Source organism: Lacticaseibacillus boliensis (genome assembly GCF_054784775.1).
The window spans coordinates 1-15,124 of the sequence record NZ_BAAIHN010000048.1; the positions used below are offsets into that span (position 1 = coordinate 1).

Annotated in this window: 14 protein-coding genes and 1 pseudogene; 12 read left to right on the plus strand and 3 right to left on the minus strand. The window is 46.3% G+C overall.

Annotation, left to right across the window (positions count from 1 at the left end):
• Positions 1 to 585 precede the first annotated feature (585 nt).
• The 5 genes from ACYVRB_RS13195 to ACYVRB_RS13215 are packed head-to-tail and all read left to right on the plus strand — an operon-like array spanning position 586 to position 4,658.
• Positions 586 to 1,596, plus strand: coding sequence for a uroporphyrinogen decarboxylase family protein (locus tag ACYVRB_RS13195; RefSeq protein ID WP_461215905.1), 1,011 nt, complete (start codon positions 586 to 588; stop codon positions 1,594 to 1,596).
• A gap of 19 nt (positions 1,597 to 1,615) precedes the next feature.
• Positions 1,616 to 2,362 carry an amino acid ABC transporter ATP-binding protein gene (locus ACYVRB_RS13200; protein ID WP_461215906.1) on the plus strand — a complete coding sequence of 249 codons (747 nt, stop codon included), beginning with the start codon at positions 1,616 to 1,618 and terminating at the stop codon, positions 2,360 to 2,362.
• A gap of 11 nt (positions 2,363 to 2,373) precedes the next feature.
• Positions 2,374 to 3,045 carry an amino acid ABC transporter permease gene (locus tag ACYVRB_RS13205; RefSeq protein WP_461215907.1) on the plus strand — a complete coding sequence of 224 codons (672 nt, stop codon included), beginning with the start codon at positions 2,374 to 2,376 and terminating at the stop codon, positions 3,043 to 3,045.
• A 14-nt stretch (positions 3,046 to 3,059) separates the two neighbouring features.
• A complete protein-coding gene (locus tag ACYVRB_RS13210) occupies positions 3,060 to 3,752 on the plus strand; it encodes an amino acid ABC transporter permease (RefSeq protein WP_461215908.1) in 693 nt (230 codons plus the stop codon).
• A 27-nt stretch (positions 3,753 to 3,779) separates the two neighbouring features.
• Positions 3,780 to 4,658 carry a transporter substrate-binding domain-containing protein gene (locus ACYVRB_RS13215; protein WP_461215909.1) on the plus strand — a complete coding sequence of 293 codons (879 nt, stop codon included), beginning with the start codon at positions 3,780 to 3,782 and terminating at the stop codon, positions 4,656 to 4,658.
• A 108-nt stretch (positions 4,659 to 4,766) separates the two neighbouring features.
• Here ACYVRB_RS13215 and ACYVRB_RS13220 read toward each other — a convergent pair whose 3' ends face one another.
• On the minus strand, positions 4,767 to 6,797 hold the full coding sequence (locus ACYVRB_RS13220) for an alpha-glucosidase (protein ID WP_461215910.1): 2,031 nt from the start codon (positions 6,795 to 6,797) through the stop codon (positions 4,767 to 4,769).
• Positions 6,798 to 7,081: 284 nt separating this feature from the next.
• Between ACYVRB_RS13220 and ACYVRB_RS13225 the strand changes: the two genes are divergently transcribed.
• From ACYVRB_RS13225 to ACYVRB_RS13255, 7 genes are all read left to right on the plus strand, one after another.
• Complete coding sequence (locus ACYVRB_RS13225; protein WP_461215911.1) at positions 7,082 to 8,329, plus strand: ROK family protein; 1,248 nt, start codon at positions 7,082 to 7,084, stop codon at positions 8,327 to 8,329.
• 230 nt (positions 8,330 to 8,559) lie between these two features.
• Positions 8,560 to 9,225: a transaldolase family protein gene (locus ACYVRB_RS13230; protein ID WP_461215912.1), complete on the plus strand. Its 666-nt coding sequence runs from the start codon at positions 8,560 to 8,562 to the stop codon at positions 9,223 to 9,225.
• A 9-nt stretch (positions 9,226 to 9,234) separates the two neighbouring features.
• Positions 9,235 to 9,894, plus strand: coding sequence for a DUF4867 family protein (locus ACYVRB_RS13235; RefSeq protein WP_461215913.1), 660 nt, complete (start codon positions 9,235 to 9,237; stop codon positions 9,892 to 9,894).
• Positions 9,895 to 9,906: 12 nt separating this feature from the next.
• Positions 9,907 to 11,241 carry a hypothetical protein gene (locus ACYVRB_RS13240; RefSeq protein ID WP_461215914.1) on the plus strand — a complete coding sequence of 445 codons (1,335 nt, stop codon included), beginning with the start codon at positions 9,907 to 9,909 and terminating at the stop codon, positions 11,239 to 11,241.
• Positions 11,242 to 11,252: 11 nt separating this feature from the next.
• Positions 11,253 to 12,119 carry an NAD(P)-dependent oxidoreductase gene (locus ACYVRB_RS13245; protein WP_461215915.1) on the plus strand — a complete coding sequence of 289 codons (867 nt, stop codon included), beginning with the start codon at positions 11,253 to 11,255 and terminating at the stop codon, positions 12,117 to 12,119.
• A 114-nt stretch (positions 12,120 to 12,233) separates the two neighbouring features.
• On the plus strand, positions 12,234 to 12,974 hold the full coding sequence (locus tag ACYVRB_RS13250; RefSeq protein ID WP_461215916.1) for a sulfite exporter TauE/SafE family protein: 741 nt from the start codon (positions 12,234 to 12,236) through the stop codon (positions 12,972 to 12,974).
• 37 nt (positions 12,975 to 13,011) lie between these two features.
• Entirely contained in the window at positions 13,012 to 14,463 is a 1,452-nt protein-coding gene (locus tag ACYVRB_RS13255; protein WP_461215917.1) for a glycoside-pentoside-hexuronide (GPH):cation symporter, read from the plus strand.
• A 139-nt stretch (positions 14,464 to 14,602) separates the two neighbouring features.
• Here ACYVRB_RS13255 and ACYVRB_RS13260 read toward each other — a convergent pair whose 3' ends face one another.
• Together ACYVRB_RS13260 and ACYVRB_RS13265 are read right to left on the minus strand one after the other, a co-directional pair.
• Positions 14,603 to 14,992: an MFS transporter gene (locus tag ACYVRB_RS13260; protein WP_461215918.1), complete on the minus strand. Its 390-nt coding sequence runs from the start codon at positions 14,990 to 14,992 to the stop codon at positions 14,603 to 14,605.
• 16 nt (positions 14,993 to 15,008) lie between these two features.
• A pseudogene (locus ACYVRB_RS13265) lies at positions 15,009 to 15,124 on the minus strand (IS30 family transposase); the annotation flags it as partial.

Genomic DNA, 15,124 nt, shown 5'->3' on the forward strand with positions numbered 1-15,124 from the left:
CGGTCTGTTCGTGGTGCATCGATCACCAACTTCTCCGCTCAGTCAGTATTCGCAACGCTCCAAACGTTGCTTTCAGACCGGCCAGATGCGATTTCATGTCCCAAATACCGAGGTGAATAATCCAGGTTTTACTTGCCTGGTTAAACCAGCTGATCGGTCGCTGTTACTGCGTGTGGTTGCGATAACTCTAGATTGAGTCGACAAGACTCAATCTTTTTCATTGTTCGCAATGAAAAAAGTTGACAATCAACTGATAAGGGGCTATTGTATTGATTAACAATTAATGGCACAAGGATGAGTAATCCATGGCAATGCTTTAAGAGAGACTGGGGTTGGTGTAACCAGTTAGTAATGTCGGGATGAAGATGGTCCGAATGTTTGCCAGATGGCGCGAGGGTAACTAAGCGGCATCCGGGTACGCCCGATATCGCGTCAGGGATTTATGATTTGATGATCCTGCAGAGGACAGCTATTTAGGTGGCTGTTGAAGACGAGTGGTACCGCGCTTAAGCGCCTCGTAGTAAAAATATTTTTACTGCGAGGCGCTTTTTTCTGTTGAGATGAAGAAGAAAAGGGGTTAACAACATGGCATATGCATACGACGAGATTATCAAGGCGTTCAAGAACGAAGAAGAAAAGGTAGTTCCAGTGTCATTCTGGCATCACTTCGCTAAAAGTGAGTTTATCGATGCGCTGGCGCATCCAGAGGTGTTCGACTTAAACGTTAACGGGCATAAGCACTATGTCGATGAAATCGATCCAGATTTCGTCAAGACAATGACCGATGGCTACTTTATCGATCCAGCTACGGGTGGCTTCAGCCGCAAGACGGTCGCAGACCTGGCCGCTATCAAGCCATTGGCTGATGATAACCCGTGGCTGACACAGCAAGTTAAGTTGGCTGAACAGCAGGTTAAGGCCGCGGCAGGACGTCCATCTTTTTACACCGTCTTCTCACCGCTCACGGGTCTGAAGTGGACGTTGATCGATCACGACACTGAGGAGCTGGCAGCCGCAGACAAGCGCTTCGCTGATCTTTATGAAGAAGATCCTGAGGCTGTTCGCCACGCCTTGTACAGCATTGGTGCCGACACAAAGAAGTTGGTTGCCAAGCTGGCAGGTACCGGACTCACTGGGATCTACTACAGCACCCAGTCGATTCAAGATTCGCGAGTAAAGACCAAGACATTCTTTGACGAGACGATCGAACCTGTTGATCTGGATGTGATCGGTGCCATCAATGCCAACTTTGACCTCAACATCTTGCATGTCTGCGGCTTCGATGGTGCGACTAATGATCTGACTTGGTTCAAAGATTACCCGCTGCAGGTCGTTAACTGGGCAACCAAAGCCGACGGTTACACGTTGGGTGAAGGCAAGAAGCTTTTTGGCGGCAAGCCCGTGCTTGGTGGTTTCGGCAACGAGGCTTCAGATCTGTTGTATAGCGGCTCTAAAGAAGAGATCCAGGCTGAGGCGCGCAAGCTGGTTGAAGAAGCTGGTCGCAAAGGTGTGATCATCGGTGCTGATTGCACCGTGCCGCGGGATATTCCGGCAGAACACATCCGTTGGGTGCAAGAAGCAATTCATCAATTATAGAAAACAGAAGGTGACGTCAATGGCATTACTATCAATCAAAAATCTCCATAAAGAGTTCGAAGGCAACGAGGTGCTCAAAGGCGTCGACTTTGACATCGACGAAGGCGAGGTAATTGTTGTCGTCGGGCCAAGTGGTTCCGGGAAGACGACGTTTTTGAACAACATCAACTTCTTGGAAAACGCCGATGCCGGCGAAATGAAATTCCGTGATCAAACAATCGACCTCGCCAATCCGACTAAGGAACAGACGCTGTGGGTGCGGCGGCACACCGCGATGGTTTTCCAAAACTATAACTTGTTCAAAAACAAGACTGCGCTGGAAAATATCGAAGAAGGCTTGATCTACGGGCAAAACAAGAGCAAAGCCGAGGCAGAAAAAGAAGCCTTGGCGGCACTGGAAAATGTCGGCCTGACTGATAAGCAAGACTTCTATCCATCACAGCTGTCCGGTGGCCAGCAACAGCGGATCGGGATCGCCCGGGCAACGGCATTACGTCCTGATATTGTGTTGTTCGATGAGCCAACATCAGCGCTGGATCCCGAACTGGTAGGGACGGTCGTGGAAGATATGGATCGCCTGGCCAAAACTGGTCAGACCATGATTGTGGTAACCCATCTGATGTCATTTGCTGAAAGTGTTGCGACCAAAGTGATCTTCTTCGCTGATGGTCAGATCCTCGAAAGTGGCACGGCTGAAGAAGTGTTCGATCATCCTAAGAGTGCTCGGGCCAAGGAATTCTTCGCTGCGATCGCTGAAGATAGATAGGAAGTGATGGTATGTCGTTAGCCAAAGTTCTCAGCGCCTTGATTCAAGGTTTGCCCAACACGGTGATCCTACTGGTGGCGTCGTTTTTCTTCGCGAGCTTGTTGGGAATGCTCACCGCTTGGCTGAATCTACGCGAAGACCCAGTAGCGCGTGGTGTTGCCAAGGTTTATCTCGGCTTGATTCGTGGGACACCACCACTGTTGATGCTCTTACTCGCTTACTACGGGTTACCCAAGCTTCTCGAGTTCTTCGGGATCGATAGTAACAACTGGGAAAAACTGATTTTTGGGATCTTCGGCCTGTCTGTTGGTTGGGGTGCATATCTGGCAGAGGCGTTTCGTTCAGCTTACCTTTCAGTCGACAAAGGCCAGATTCTAGCAGCGCATGCTGTGGGGATCCCCGATGGCGTCGCCTTTCGCCGAATCATTTTACCTCAAGCGTTCTTGATTGCGATTCCTAACATTCAGAACTTGGTGATCGGTTTAATGAAAGCAACCAGTTTGGTCTATGTCATCGGGATTTCTGACATGTATGTCAAAGCTTCGGATATCTCCAACACCAAGCAAGGGGTTTATCAGCTACAGATCTTTGTCTGCCTGGCCTTGTTCTACTGGGTGATTGCATTGTTGATCGAATGGTTTTTCCGGGACTATCAGAAGCAACACAAATATATTCATAACTAAGGAGGCAACCGTAGATGGATTTTCACTTTATGGCTTCAACGTTTCCAAAACTCATCGCTGTGTTGCCGATGACGCTTTATCTTTCCATTGTCGCAACGGTGATCGGGTTGATTTTTGCGGTACTAATCGCTGTTGCGCGTGAGCGACAGATACCGGTGTTATCGCAAGTTCTAGGCGTACTTGTCTCCTTCGTGCGGGGGACGCCGATCCTTGTGCAATTATACGTTGTCTATTATGGCTTACCCCGTCTGCTTGTTGCGTTAGACGGTCGCGGTGGGGGGCTGCCCGCCACATTGATCGCAATTTCCGCTTATGCGATCAACGCAGCGGCGAACTTGTCCGAAACCGTGCGCTCAGCATATCATTCGGTCGATCTTCGCCAGTACCAAGCGGCACTGTCTGTGGGGATGACGCCGACGCGCGGCATTATCCGCATCGTCGTTCCGCAACTCATCACGAACCTGATCCCGAACTTCGCGAACTTTTTCCTTGATTTACTTAAGGATACCTCGCTGGTTTACAACATCGGGATTATCGAAATCATGGGGAAATCCAATATCCTAGCATCTTTTGGTTTCCAGTATCTCGAGGCTTATCTCGATGCGCTATTGGTTTACCTGATCACCTGCTGGATCTTTGCCAAGATCTTGCAACTGGCAGAAGCTTATGCGAAGAAACATGTCTTTAACCACGTCAAAACGGCGTGATCATCATTCATTCTGGAGGAAAATTCTATGGCTAAAAAGAAAAGTAATCGCGGCTGGCTTTACGGAGGCATCGTCGTTGTAATTGTTGCAATCGTTGCTGGTGCTCATTTTCTAGGGACAAAGAAGGCGGCTGATACAAGTAAAGATAAGGTGACAACGATTCATGTCGCCGGTGTTGCTGCTGGTCGTCCTTATACTTATGCTAAGGGTGATAAGCTGGGTGGTTATGAAGGTGAACTGTTCGACAAGATCGACAAGGCCCTGCCACAATATAAGTTCAAGTATTCTGCGGTTTCGCAAAACTCAGCGTTCATTGGTTTGCAGTCTGGCAAGTATGATGTTTCTGCTTCCGGCTACTGGACGAACAAAGATCGTCTGAAGACCTACATCCAATCTGATCCAGATGCGCTGGCCGACCTGCGTCTGATTTACCGGACCAACGAACCAAAGATCACCGGCTTCCAAGATATCGTGGAAAAGGACCTGAAGTTGGCACCAATCTCTAGTGATGATGCGCGTTACAACATCGTTGAAGATTACAACAAGGCCAACCCGAAGGAACAAATCGACCTTAAGGCGATCGGTGACCAAACTGCCGGTGATGCCCTTAAACAGATTCAAGACAAGCAATACGACGCGGTCTTCTATCCATACTGTGCTTATTACGCCGTTAAGATCGCCGGCGGGGCGAAAGGCTTGACTGCTTCCCCATCTCTGGGCTTGAAGAATTGCCATTTCTACTATCATAAGTCCGCTCAAAACGAGAAGCTGAACAAGGCTGTCAACAAAGAACTGGCTAAGCTGAAGAAAGATGGCACGATGGAGAAGTTGTCCAAGAAGTGGTTAGGCGAAAATGTTTACAAGCTTCCTAACGCGCAAAAGACTTGGGCAGATTCTAAGAACTAGTACGCTGGTTTAGCAAATTAGTCATCAATGTCAATAAAACAAGGCGGGTACCTCAATATCCTTAGTTGGATATCGGGGCCCCCGCCTTGTTTTATTGTGGCGTCATGGTTAATTTAAAACAACATTTTTAAGCTTGGAAAATAAATCGGCGAACGCTGATCCAGCACGGTAAAATACCGGGATAGTCCCTAGAGAGGCATCGACGGTATACTGGCCGCCATGGTAGACTTTGCCTGTCCAGAAGTCGATCCATTCATCGTCTGGAAGGTAAACATCCCATTGGGTCTTTCCAGACTGATAGACCGGCGCAACCAGCAAGTCGCGACCAAACAAGTATTCATACTGAATATCGTAGGCCTTCTGATCGTCTTCATAATGAAGGAAAAGCGGGCGTTGTGCTGGCAACCCTTGGTCTGTGACTTCTTGCATCACTTGTTTACGATAAGGCGCAAGTTGTTTGAAGAGGTGTGCATAGCGTGAAAGGTGATTCATCGCGTCGTCAGAATCGTAAACTTGGAAGTTGGTGTCCGGACGGTTGCCTTCGTGAGAGCGCATGAATGGTGTGAAGGCTGCCATCTCGACCCAACGCATGAACAGCTCTTTAGTCCGAATATTGCCATACCGACTTGTGTACCCACCGATGTCGCTGTGCGTGAGACCATTGCCTGTCATCCCGGCGGATAAGGCGGCAGGAATCGTTGAGGCTAAGCCATCATCAAGACTCCAGTTGACACTTTGGTCGCCTGCCCACAGTAGCGGGGTATACTTTTGGGTACCGGTGGCACCGGCACGCATGAAGTAGACGATCTGATCTTGCTTGCCTGCTTCAGCGACGGCATCGTGGTTGCACTTTGCCCACAGCATCGGCCACTTGTTGTGCATCACCTTAGGATCGGAGTGATCGTATAAGACAACGTCGGTTGGTAAGTATTCACCGAAATCGGCCATCCAGCCGGTTAATCCGGTCGCGATCATGTTCTTCTTGATGACTTCTTTGAACCAATCAAAGGCCTCAGGATTCGTGAAGTCCACGACCCCACAGTCGAAGCCGCCAAAGTCTACCAGATAGGTTGACCCGTCAGCGGACTTTGCAAAGTACCCTTTGGCATCGGCCTCTGGATACATTGGCGCATCATTGGCAATATAGGGATTGATATAACCGAGATACTGGATGCCTTCAGCTTGCCACTTTTGAATCGTTGCTTTGAGGTCAGGGTACAGCTTCTCGTCAGCATCCCAATTCCAGAAAAGCCGTTTCCCGAAATCGGTGATGCGGATGCCTTCCCAATCCTGACACCATACCCCGGCTAACGGAACGTTGAACGCTTTGAAACGATCGATCAATTTCTGAACGCGATCGGTGCCGCCTTGAAGCCCGGCCACAAAGCCATTGTTTGTCCACAGTGGGAGTGGCTGCTGGCGTCCAAGCAAAGCAGTCAATTTACCAATTAATGTGACAAAATCTGGGGCAGTTTCGATCGTGATCGTATCGGGGATTCCCCAGTATTGTAGTTCATGATAGCCGGGATGACGGAAGTCAAAGTCAGCATAGGTATATGTATCTGTGTGACAATAATATTTTTCACTTGAGATGAAGGTGGGTTCTGGGTAGTTGGTGGTGTAGTAGTTGCCACCGGCATGGTCGTTAGCGTCGGCATAGAAGGTCGTTAACGTATTTTTGTTACGGCCGATACCGGGTTCTGATGTCCAAAGTGGGAAATGATGCCCGCGAAGGTTGAAATAACTCATCTGCTCGCCGCACCCATAAATTTTCTCATCATCAGTTGCGTGTAATCGTAGCCAAAGGCGGTTCCAGCGATCGTTGGTTGCGTGGAAACGGATAGTCAGCCGCCCTTCGGCATCGAGGCCGAAAGAGGCTGTCATTAGTTCGGTGCCGTTGTGGCCAAGTGATAAGACGATCTGGTTATCAGTGCTTGTTTGTTGGCTGATACTTAGCGGAATCCGTTCGGTGACATCATCTTGAATATCGAAGTTCCCACGGTACATCTTGATATCTTCGTTGCCTTGGCCAATATAAACAAAGGGCTCCTGTTGGAGATTATTGGCGAGGACACGGTGATTGAACGTTAATTGGTCTTGCGTTAACACGAGTTGACTATTTTGACGAGTGACTTGCATTGGTGACTCCTCCTTGAAATAGATTAACTTACCAAATCATTAAATCTTCATTAAGAAATGTGGTAATATGAACACAGCAATGATATATTAAGCACTTGCAATAAGCTTAAGCTTCGGACACTCCCTCTATTAGTTAAGTTTATTAATTAACAAGGCAATTGTAGCTATATTGGCGAAAAAAGTAAACGCCTTCATCGATGTTTTTTGGCAATTTGGCTAAATTTGTCTATTTTATTGTTTCTGCCATTCGACGGATTAACTTTTTAAAAGGGGAGATGGGGGACTTGATCACAAATTCAAAACGGCGAGTGAAGCGTCGAAATGAGATTCGCATCTATCAGTTGTTGCATTCAAATCAAGCCATGTCGCGCAAACGGATCGCTGAAATATTAGACCTAACACCAGCAAGCATTACTCAGCTAACTGGAGGGATGATTGAGGCTGGCTTGCTAAAAGAAGTTGGGACCTTGACCGGGCATAAAGTTAAAGCTGGGCCGAGAGAGATGCTGTTGGATATTAACGAAGAGTATCGCTATCTGATAGGCGTTGATATCGAAATGGATATGGTTTCAGTTGGACTGGTGACTTTGAAGGGGCGGGCATTATATCGACGCTCGTTCAAAGTTGATTTAGGTGAGTTACAAGCTGGATCTGCAGATAAGTTGATTACTCAGATCGTTTCGTGTGTGCATACTTTATTAAAAAAAGCGTCCTTAACTCAGAGCGATATCATCTACTGTGGGATCGGAATGGTTGGACGTGAATATTATTATCTTAGTCGAGGGCTGAAGATTCCGCCATTATTGGAAGCAAAGACGTACTTGATCGAAGGTTTGGCAACAAAGCTAGGAGTTCCGATAGCATTTGAAAATAATGTTCGGGCCTTAGCCAGCGCGGAAGCTAACTTTTACCCCCAGGCGGAAGCATCTTTCCTCTTTGTAAAGGTTGGTCCCGGAATTGGCAGTGCAATTGTGTTAAACCAGCAACTCTATCAGGGAGAACGGCGACAGGCTGGGGAGATTGGCAGTGCCATCGTCAATGAATGTTATCCAGAAGTAGCTCGTTCTATGGGCGCAACGGTATACTTAGAAGATATCTTTTCCTTACCATTCGTGAAAAATGAATTGGCAGAGTTATGGCCCACTGATCAGCTTCCGTCTGAGTTGAAATCGTTCGCGACTGAGATATCAGAATTAACGATAACTGATATCTATAAGCTCCTAGAAGCGCAACAGCCACAGGTCACTTCGATCTATGAAAAAAAGATGCGGATACTGGCAGAACGGCTGACTGATTATACGACATTATTGGATTTGCAACGGGTTTATTTATACTTTGGTGCTGATGTGCCGCTTCAGCTCTTTAAAATGTTGGACAAAAATTTGCCGGAGGCTTTTCGGCGTGCAAAACGCGAACTTCAGTTGAGCCATATTGATAAGCAACGCGCATTCATTGGGGGTGCGGGGGTTGCGTACTCTGAGACGATTGCTTTATTGGAGAGCCTCGATCAAGATCTTAGTCAATTGAATTAGACAATAAGCAAACGCAAAAGATGCGTTTGCTTTTTTGCGTGATGATTATATATTGTGATTTAATTATCAATCAAGAGCCTATATTTAGCGCCATTCCTGAATCTATAGGGTGTATCCGGTGTATTGACAAATTATTTTTTAACAAGAAGGGTTTACATTTTTTCAGAAGGCGGTTACAATGCACTTGTATTAATTAATAAAGTTAAATAATTGAATTGGAGGAATTCGTTATGAAGTTCTTTTTAGATAGTGCCAAGATTGATGAAATTCGTGAAGCGCGTGATACTTTTGGGATTGATGGGATCACCACCAACCCAAAGCATGTTATGGCATCTGGCAAGCCATTCCTGACTGTTGTGCATGAATTAGCCGAAGAATTCAAAGATCAGCCTGATTTCCCTATTTCCGTTGAAATTAACCCACACCTTTCCAAGACCGAAGATATTATTGCCGGTGCTGAAAAGATCTCTAAGATTTCGCCAAACTTTGCGATTAAGATCCCTTGCACTGTTGCAGGTTTGACAGCAGCACGGAAGCTGGAAGCTGAAGGTGTTCGTACGAATGTTACCTTGGTCTTCTCTGCTTCTCAAGCCATTGTTCCTGCTAAGATCGGTGCTAAGTTTGTTTCTCCGTTCGTTGGCTGGAAAGAAGACAGTGGCGATGATGGGTTGAGCTATGTCAGCGACATTATGAAGATCTACAAGAACTACAACTACAAGACTGAAGTTATCGTTGCTGCGGTTCGCAACGGTTATCAAATCGCTGAAGCTGCCAAGGCTGGTGCGGACATTGTTACTGCCGGCTTAGCTGTTTACAAGAAGGCTTTCCAGAGCCCATACACGACACAAGGCTTAGGCACCTTCCAAAATGCTTGGGATAACACGGTCACAGATTAGGAGAAAATTATGCTCGAACAACTCAGAAAAGCGAACCCAGACTTTCAAATTCATAGTGTGTTAGATCCAGAATTTGCAGATTATGGCCGAGTATTGAATGTCCCAGGAACAGCGCAATTAATCGATGAGTTGGACAAGCGTGAGATTCCAGCACAAGGTAATGTCTACGTTGCTTCTGACGCCAAGCTCGAAGCAGTGCCAGTGGTTCAGCAGCTCCAATACCAAGTTTATGGCGGCTTACCCGTAGAAGTCGGCTATTGCAACGGTCATAGTTATCAGCTGAATTGCTTGGAATGGCATCACTCTCCGGAAATTAACGTGACCACGCAGGACATTGTGTTGTTCTTGGGGCAAGAATCCAAGCTTCACGACGATCACTTTAATACCGACGATATTGAGCCATTCTTCGTTCCCGCAAAGACGATGATCATGATCAACGGCTCGACGTTGCATTTTGCACCGTTGCGGACGAGTGACGCGGGTTTTAAATGCTTGGTCATCTTATTGCAGGGTGTGAATAATGATCTTCAGGTGCCAACTGGAGTCACATGCAAGACGCTGTTTAAACGTAGCAAATGGCTGATTGCCCATCCTGATAACGCCAAGTTCACAAGCCAAGGTGCCTTCGCCGGAATTGTTGGACCAAATCTGGAATTAAAGCTGAAATAGGGGACAAGAATAATGACAACTAAAATTTTATATTTGCCCGCTGCACGGCTGACCTTTGACGTTGATTTGGCGAAGAAAATGTTTGCTGAAAGTAAGACCGCGCTGAGTCAGTTGGACAACGTTGATGTTATCGCGCCTGATGAGCTGTTAAGCGATCCAGGTAAGCTGAGTGACTTTATCAAACAGCAAGACACGAGCTTTGACTTGGTGGTCTTTCAATCAATCACATTTGTTGATGGTGAGTTCATCAAGAACACCATCGACTTGGTCAAAGCACCCGTTATTGTTTGGGGCTTGCGTGAACCAAGTATTGGCGGGCGCTTGCGCCTGAATACATTAACCGGGGTGATGGCCGCAGCCAATACATTGATGTTCAACCATCGCCGATACTTATATCTCATCGGAAATCCAGAAGATGAGCAGACCATTAAAGAGCTAAAGCAAAAAGTCGGCGTGATGACGCTGATCAACCGCCTGCACAATACGCATATCGGTGTGGTTGGTAAGTATCCAAGCGGGTTTTATTTCTCTGATACTGATAATCAAGCGTTGCATGATGCGCTTGGGGTATCGATCGATAATTACGAGCTCAAGGATTGGTTTGACGAGTCTCGTGATGTTACTGAAGAGGAATATACGCCAGAGCTGGCGTATGCAGAAAAGAACGTGGTCGGCCTCAACAAGACTGATGAAACGGTCAAGCGCTTCGCCCAATTTACGACCGTTGCTAAGCGCCATATTAAGGCAGACCACCTGAACAGTATTGCGATGCGTTGCTGGCCTGATTTCTTCGAGCAGTTGCATGCTGCACCTTGTGGGGTCTTCTCACAACTGACCAACCAAGGGATTCCGACATCTTGTGAATGCGATATCCACGGTTCGCTGTCGATGTACATTCTGCAAGAGCTTTCCAACGGTAACGCCCCTTATCTTGGGGATGTGGTCAACTTCATTCCTGAAGAAAATGCGATCGTGATGTGGCATTGTGGGTTTGCGCCATTCTCATTGGCCAACCAGCGTACTGGTGCCAAAGCTGGGATCCATCCAAACCGCAAGATCGGCTTGGCAATGGACTTCGGATTAAAGCCAGGGCAAGTCACCTTATTCAGAGTTGGCTATACGCCTGAAGGCTACCGGTTCGTGACGACTCGTGGGGAAGTCTTGGATAAAGACAACTCATATATGGGGACATCTGCACAGATTAAACTGCAGACCAACGTCGATGATTTCATCAAGCAGTCAGTTGATGAAGGCTATGAACCGCATTTTGCTCTGGTTTATGGTGACTACACCAGCCAGATCGCGGATATGGGTCGCGTGTTAGGTGTTAAGACAGAAATTATTTAGAGGTGAACGGCATGAGTATTGGATTTATTGGTTTAGGAATTATGGGCGGCGCAATGTCGGCCAACTTGATCAAGCACAGCAAGCAAGATGTGTATGTGTTTGATTTTAATAAGGAACGGCTGGCAGAGTCAGCTGAAATTGGCGGCCATGCCTGCAAGGACAGCGCAGAAGTTGTCCAAAACTCAGACGTCATCTTTACCAGTGTGCCAAAGGCAGAACATGTCAAGGCGGTTCATGAAGCCGTCTACGATGTGATCCGTCCCGGCCAGATCTTTATTGATATGAGCACGATCGCACCTAAAGATTCCATTGCGCTGGGTAAAAAGCTCAATGAATATGGGGCGCAGTTCTTGGATGTCCCGATCGTGAAGTCTAAGCAAGCTGCGATTGACGGCACCTTAGGCATCTATGTTGGCGGTCCTAAGGATGCGTATGAAAAGGTTAAGCCGTTGTTGGAAATCCTTGGCGAAAACATCGTCTACATGGGCGCTAATGGTCAAGGGATCACCATGAAGATCTTGCATAATATGATGGTTGGCGAGATTCAAAACGGCGTCAACGAAATGATGGTTTTGGCTGAAAAGAATGGGATTGATTGGCAATTGTTCCTGAAGGCCATCAGCATTGGTGGGGCGAACAACTTCTACATTCAAACCAAGGCTGAAGCAATCGGTAAGCGGGACTTCTCAACAGCCTTTTCCATCGCCAACATGAAGAAAGATGTTGGGATCGCCCAAGATCTGGCGGCTGATGCCGATCTTAATCTGCCAGGCGTGAAGTTGGTTAACAATATCTACCATGAAGCGATGGACAAAGATTATGGTAACGAAGACTTCTCGGCTTCTTTCAAAGTTGTCGAAAAGAACGCTAAACAATAAAAGCTAAATAGTGATATGTCGCTTTAGAATGATGAATTCTGAAGCAGGGATAGGGGTGGGTAAATATGCGCATGGGGGGATGCCTCGAATCGCGTACAATAGTGAGTGATCAAAATGATGAATAGTATCCTAATGATAGTGCTGTTCGGGCTGATTATCTTCGGCTCGAACGTGATTCAAGGAATTACCGGGTTCGCAGGGACATTAATTGCAATGCCGTTTTTAATTCTATTGGTTGACTTAGATACGGCTAAGCAAGTCCTTAATTTTTTGGGTATTATTGGAAGCGTTTTAATAATCGCCAAAGATTTTAAGTACATCCAGTGGCGAAAATTACTCACAATCTTGATCTGGATGAGTGTGGGATTGATTGTGGGAATGGTGACGTACAATCTCGCGCCACGGCGGATACTGCTTATAATTTTCCCATTGTTTGTTCTATATGTAGGCGTCCGCGGATTGATTACGCTTTGGCGGCCACAAAAAGAGACGGGCGAAAAACATACTCCAATAAAAGATGCCATTATCCTATTAGCAGCAGGAATAATTCATGGCTTGTTTGTTGCCGGAGGACCGCTGTTAGTCGTCTATGCAACGGAGAAGCTAAAAGAAAAACATCAGTTTCGAGCGACGCTTTCAGCGAGCTGGATATTTCTGAATACAGTCATGCTAATTCAGGCCCTTGTATCTGGCGCAATTACTGCAACGGTACGATATGATATGGTGTTATCACTAGTGCCGCTACTATTGGGGATTGTGGTAGGCAACTATTTGCTGAAACGAATGAATCAACGCTTTTTCATGGGTTTGTCCTATGTTCTATTAACGATATCCGGCGTCAGCTTATTGTTCTAGCAAAGTGAGACGACAAGTAGCGAAAGGACTGAAAAAAATGGAATCTACGTCTTCAAATACGCAGAAAAAAAATAGTGAACCGGAAAGCGAATTTCCGGCAGTGCTTACGTTAAAAGAAAAGATTGCATATGGATTAGGAGATGTCGGTAACGGTTTTCTGTTTGATATGGGTCAACTATATCTACTGAAATATTTTACTGATGTCGTTGGTTTGCCGGCGGCAGTTGCTGGTGGGGTTTTCTTAGTTGCTAAGATTTGGGATGCATTTGCCGATGTTGGGGTCGGGACTGTTATTGACCACCGCAAAAAGATCGGACCCCGTGGACGATTCCGTCCGTTTATGTTGTGGGCAGCATTGCCGTTAGGGATTTTAATGGTTGGTAGCTTTATGATTCCCGACCAGATCAGTTTGAGCCTACAGACCCTTTGGGCTTACATCTCATACATCATTTTTGGGACCGTTTATAGTATTTCAAATGTCGCGTTTGGTTCAATGCAGCCAGCAATGACGCGTAACAGTGTCGAACGTTCTCAACTGGCTTCTTGGCGTAACATGGGTTCAAATGTTGCGGTTTTGATTTCTACGGTTGCCTTCATGCCAATCGTGTTGATGTTACCAACAGAACGTTATGGTTACATGGTTGCAGCAGGAATTTTCGCAGTTTTGGGTGTTGCGTGCCAGTTGTTTTCCTATGCTAACATTAAGGAACACTACCACGACGAAACTCGTGACAATGTTGGCTTGAATGAAGCGCCAATCACCCGCAAAGAAGCATTCAAGGACATTCTTCAATCATATAAGTCAGTGTTTCATAATGGCCCGTTGTTGATCTTATGCTTGGCGAACTTGTTTACTTTCTCTGCATATAACGTCAAGTTGGCGGTTCAGTTTTATTTTGCACAGTACGTTCTTCATGATATCCGGATTGTTTCGTACATGACGTTCTTTACGATGGGCTTTTCAATCCTTGGTTCAGCAATGATTCCGTTCTTTACGAAGCGTTTGGGCAAGAAGCGCACCTATATGTTAGCTTGCTTGATCTGGGCGATTTCTGACGGAATTGGGTATTTCGTTGTCAATACTGGTTTCAGCTTTGCCTTCTTTACAAGTATTTCGTACTTTGGTAATGGCTTAATTACTGGTTTGAACTGGGCGCTGATTTCCGATGTTGTGGATTATGGTGAATGGAAGACTCACGTTCGTTCAGAAGGTATTGTTTACTCGTCGTACACATATTTCCGTAAGTTGTCATTGGCTGCTGCCGGTGCTATTCCAGGGATGATTCTGTCCTTGGTTGGCTATATTCCAAACCACGCACAGACGGCAACTGCATTAGCGGGTATTCGGGGCTTGGTCTTCATTTACCCTGTAGCGGGTGCAATTTTAACGTTAATCTTGATGTACTTCTATCCAATCTCAGAAAGTCGATATGCGAATATCATGGGTGATTTGGAGAAACGTCATCAGGAGGCAGAAAATAAGGCGTGAGTATTTGGTTCTAGAAAAGAATTGAAGTTCTACGCACATAGTCTGTCAAAATGATAGTTCATTAAGTGTTAAGTAAAAAAGTAGCGCCGCCTGTCACGAACTTGGACAGGCGGCGCTACTTTGACGTACAGATGAAAGTTTACTGATAAGTCACGGTTTCACGGCTTTTTTCGTTAGCATCTGCTTTTTGTTGTACATATTTTTTAGTAACCAATAAAAGAATTGCAGCAGCACCAACCCATATTGGGGCGATTCGAAACATGACTGTATATCCAAATCTTGAGACGATGATACCGCCAATTACAGGGCCGATAAGCTGTCCAATATCTGAAGCAATGAACAGCGTACTACTGGCTGCTCCACGCCGGAATTCTGGTACTACGCTCATTGCCATTGAACGGGCGACTGGCCCAGCAGCGCCATAACCAAATGCACCCACCACTGCTGCCATGATTAATATCCAAATATTCGATGAGAAGCTAATCAACCATAACGAAGCAGACATCAATATAAACATCGGGAGTAGCATGTAATACGACGAATTGTCAACTCAAGTGCAACTTTTTACCCATGAAGACTTCTGATGGCGTCTTCCAGCCTAAGACCTTGCGTGGTCGATTATTCAGTTGTTCAATGTAAGTCTCAATTTCCTGGTCGCTCT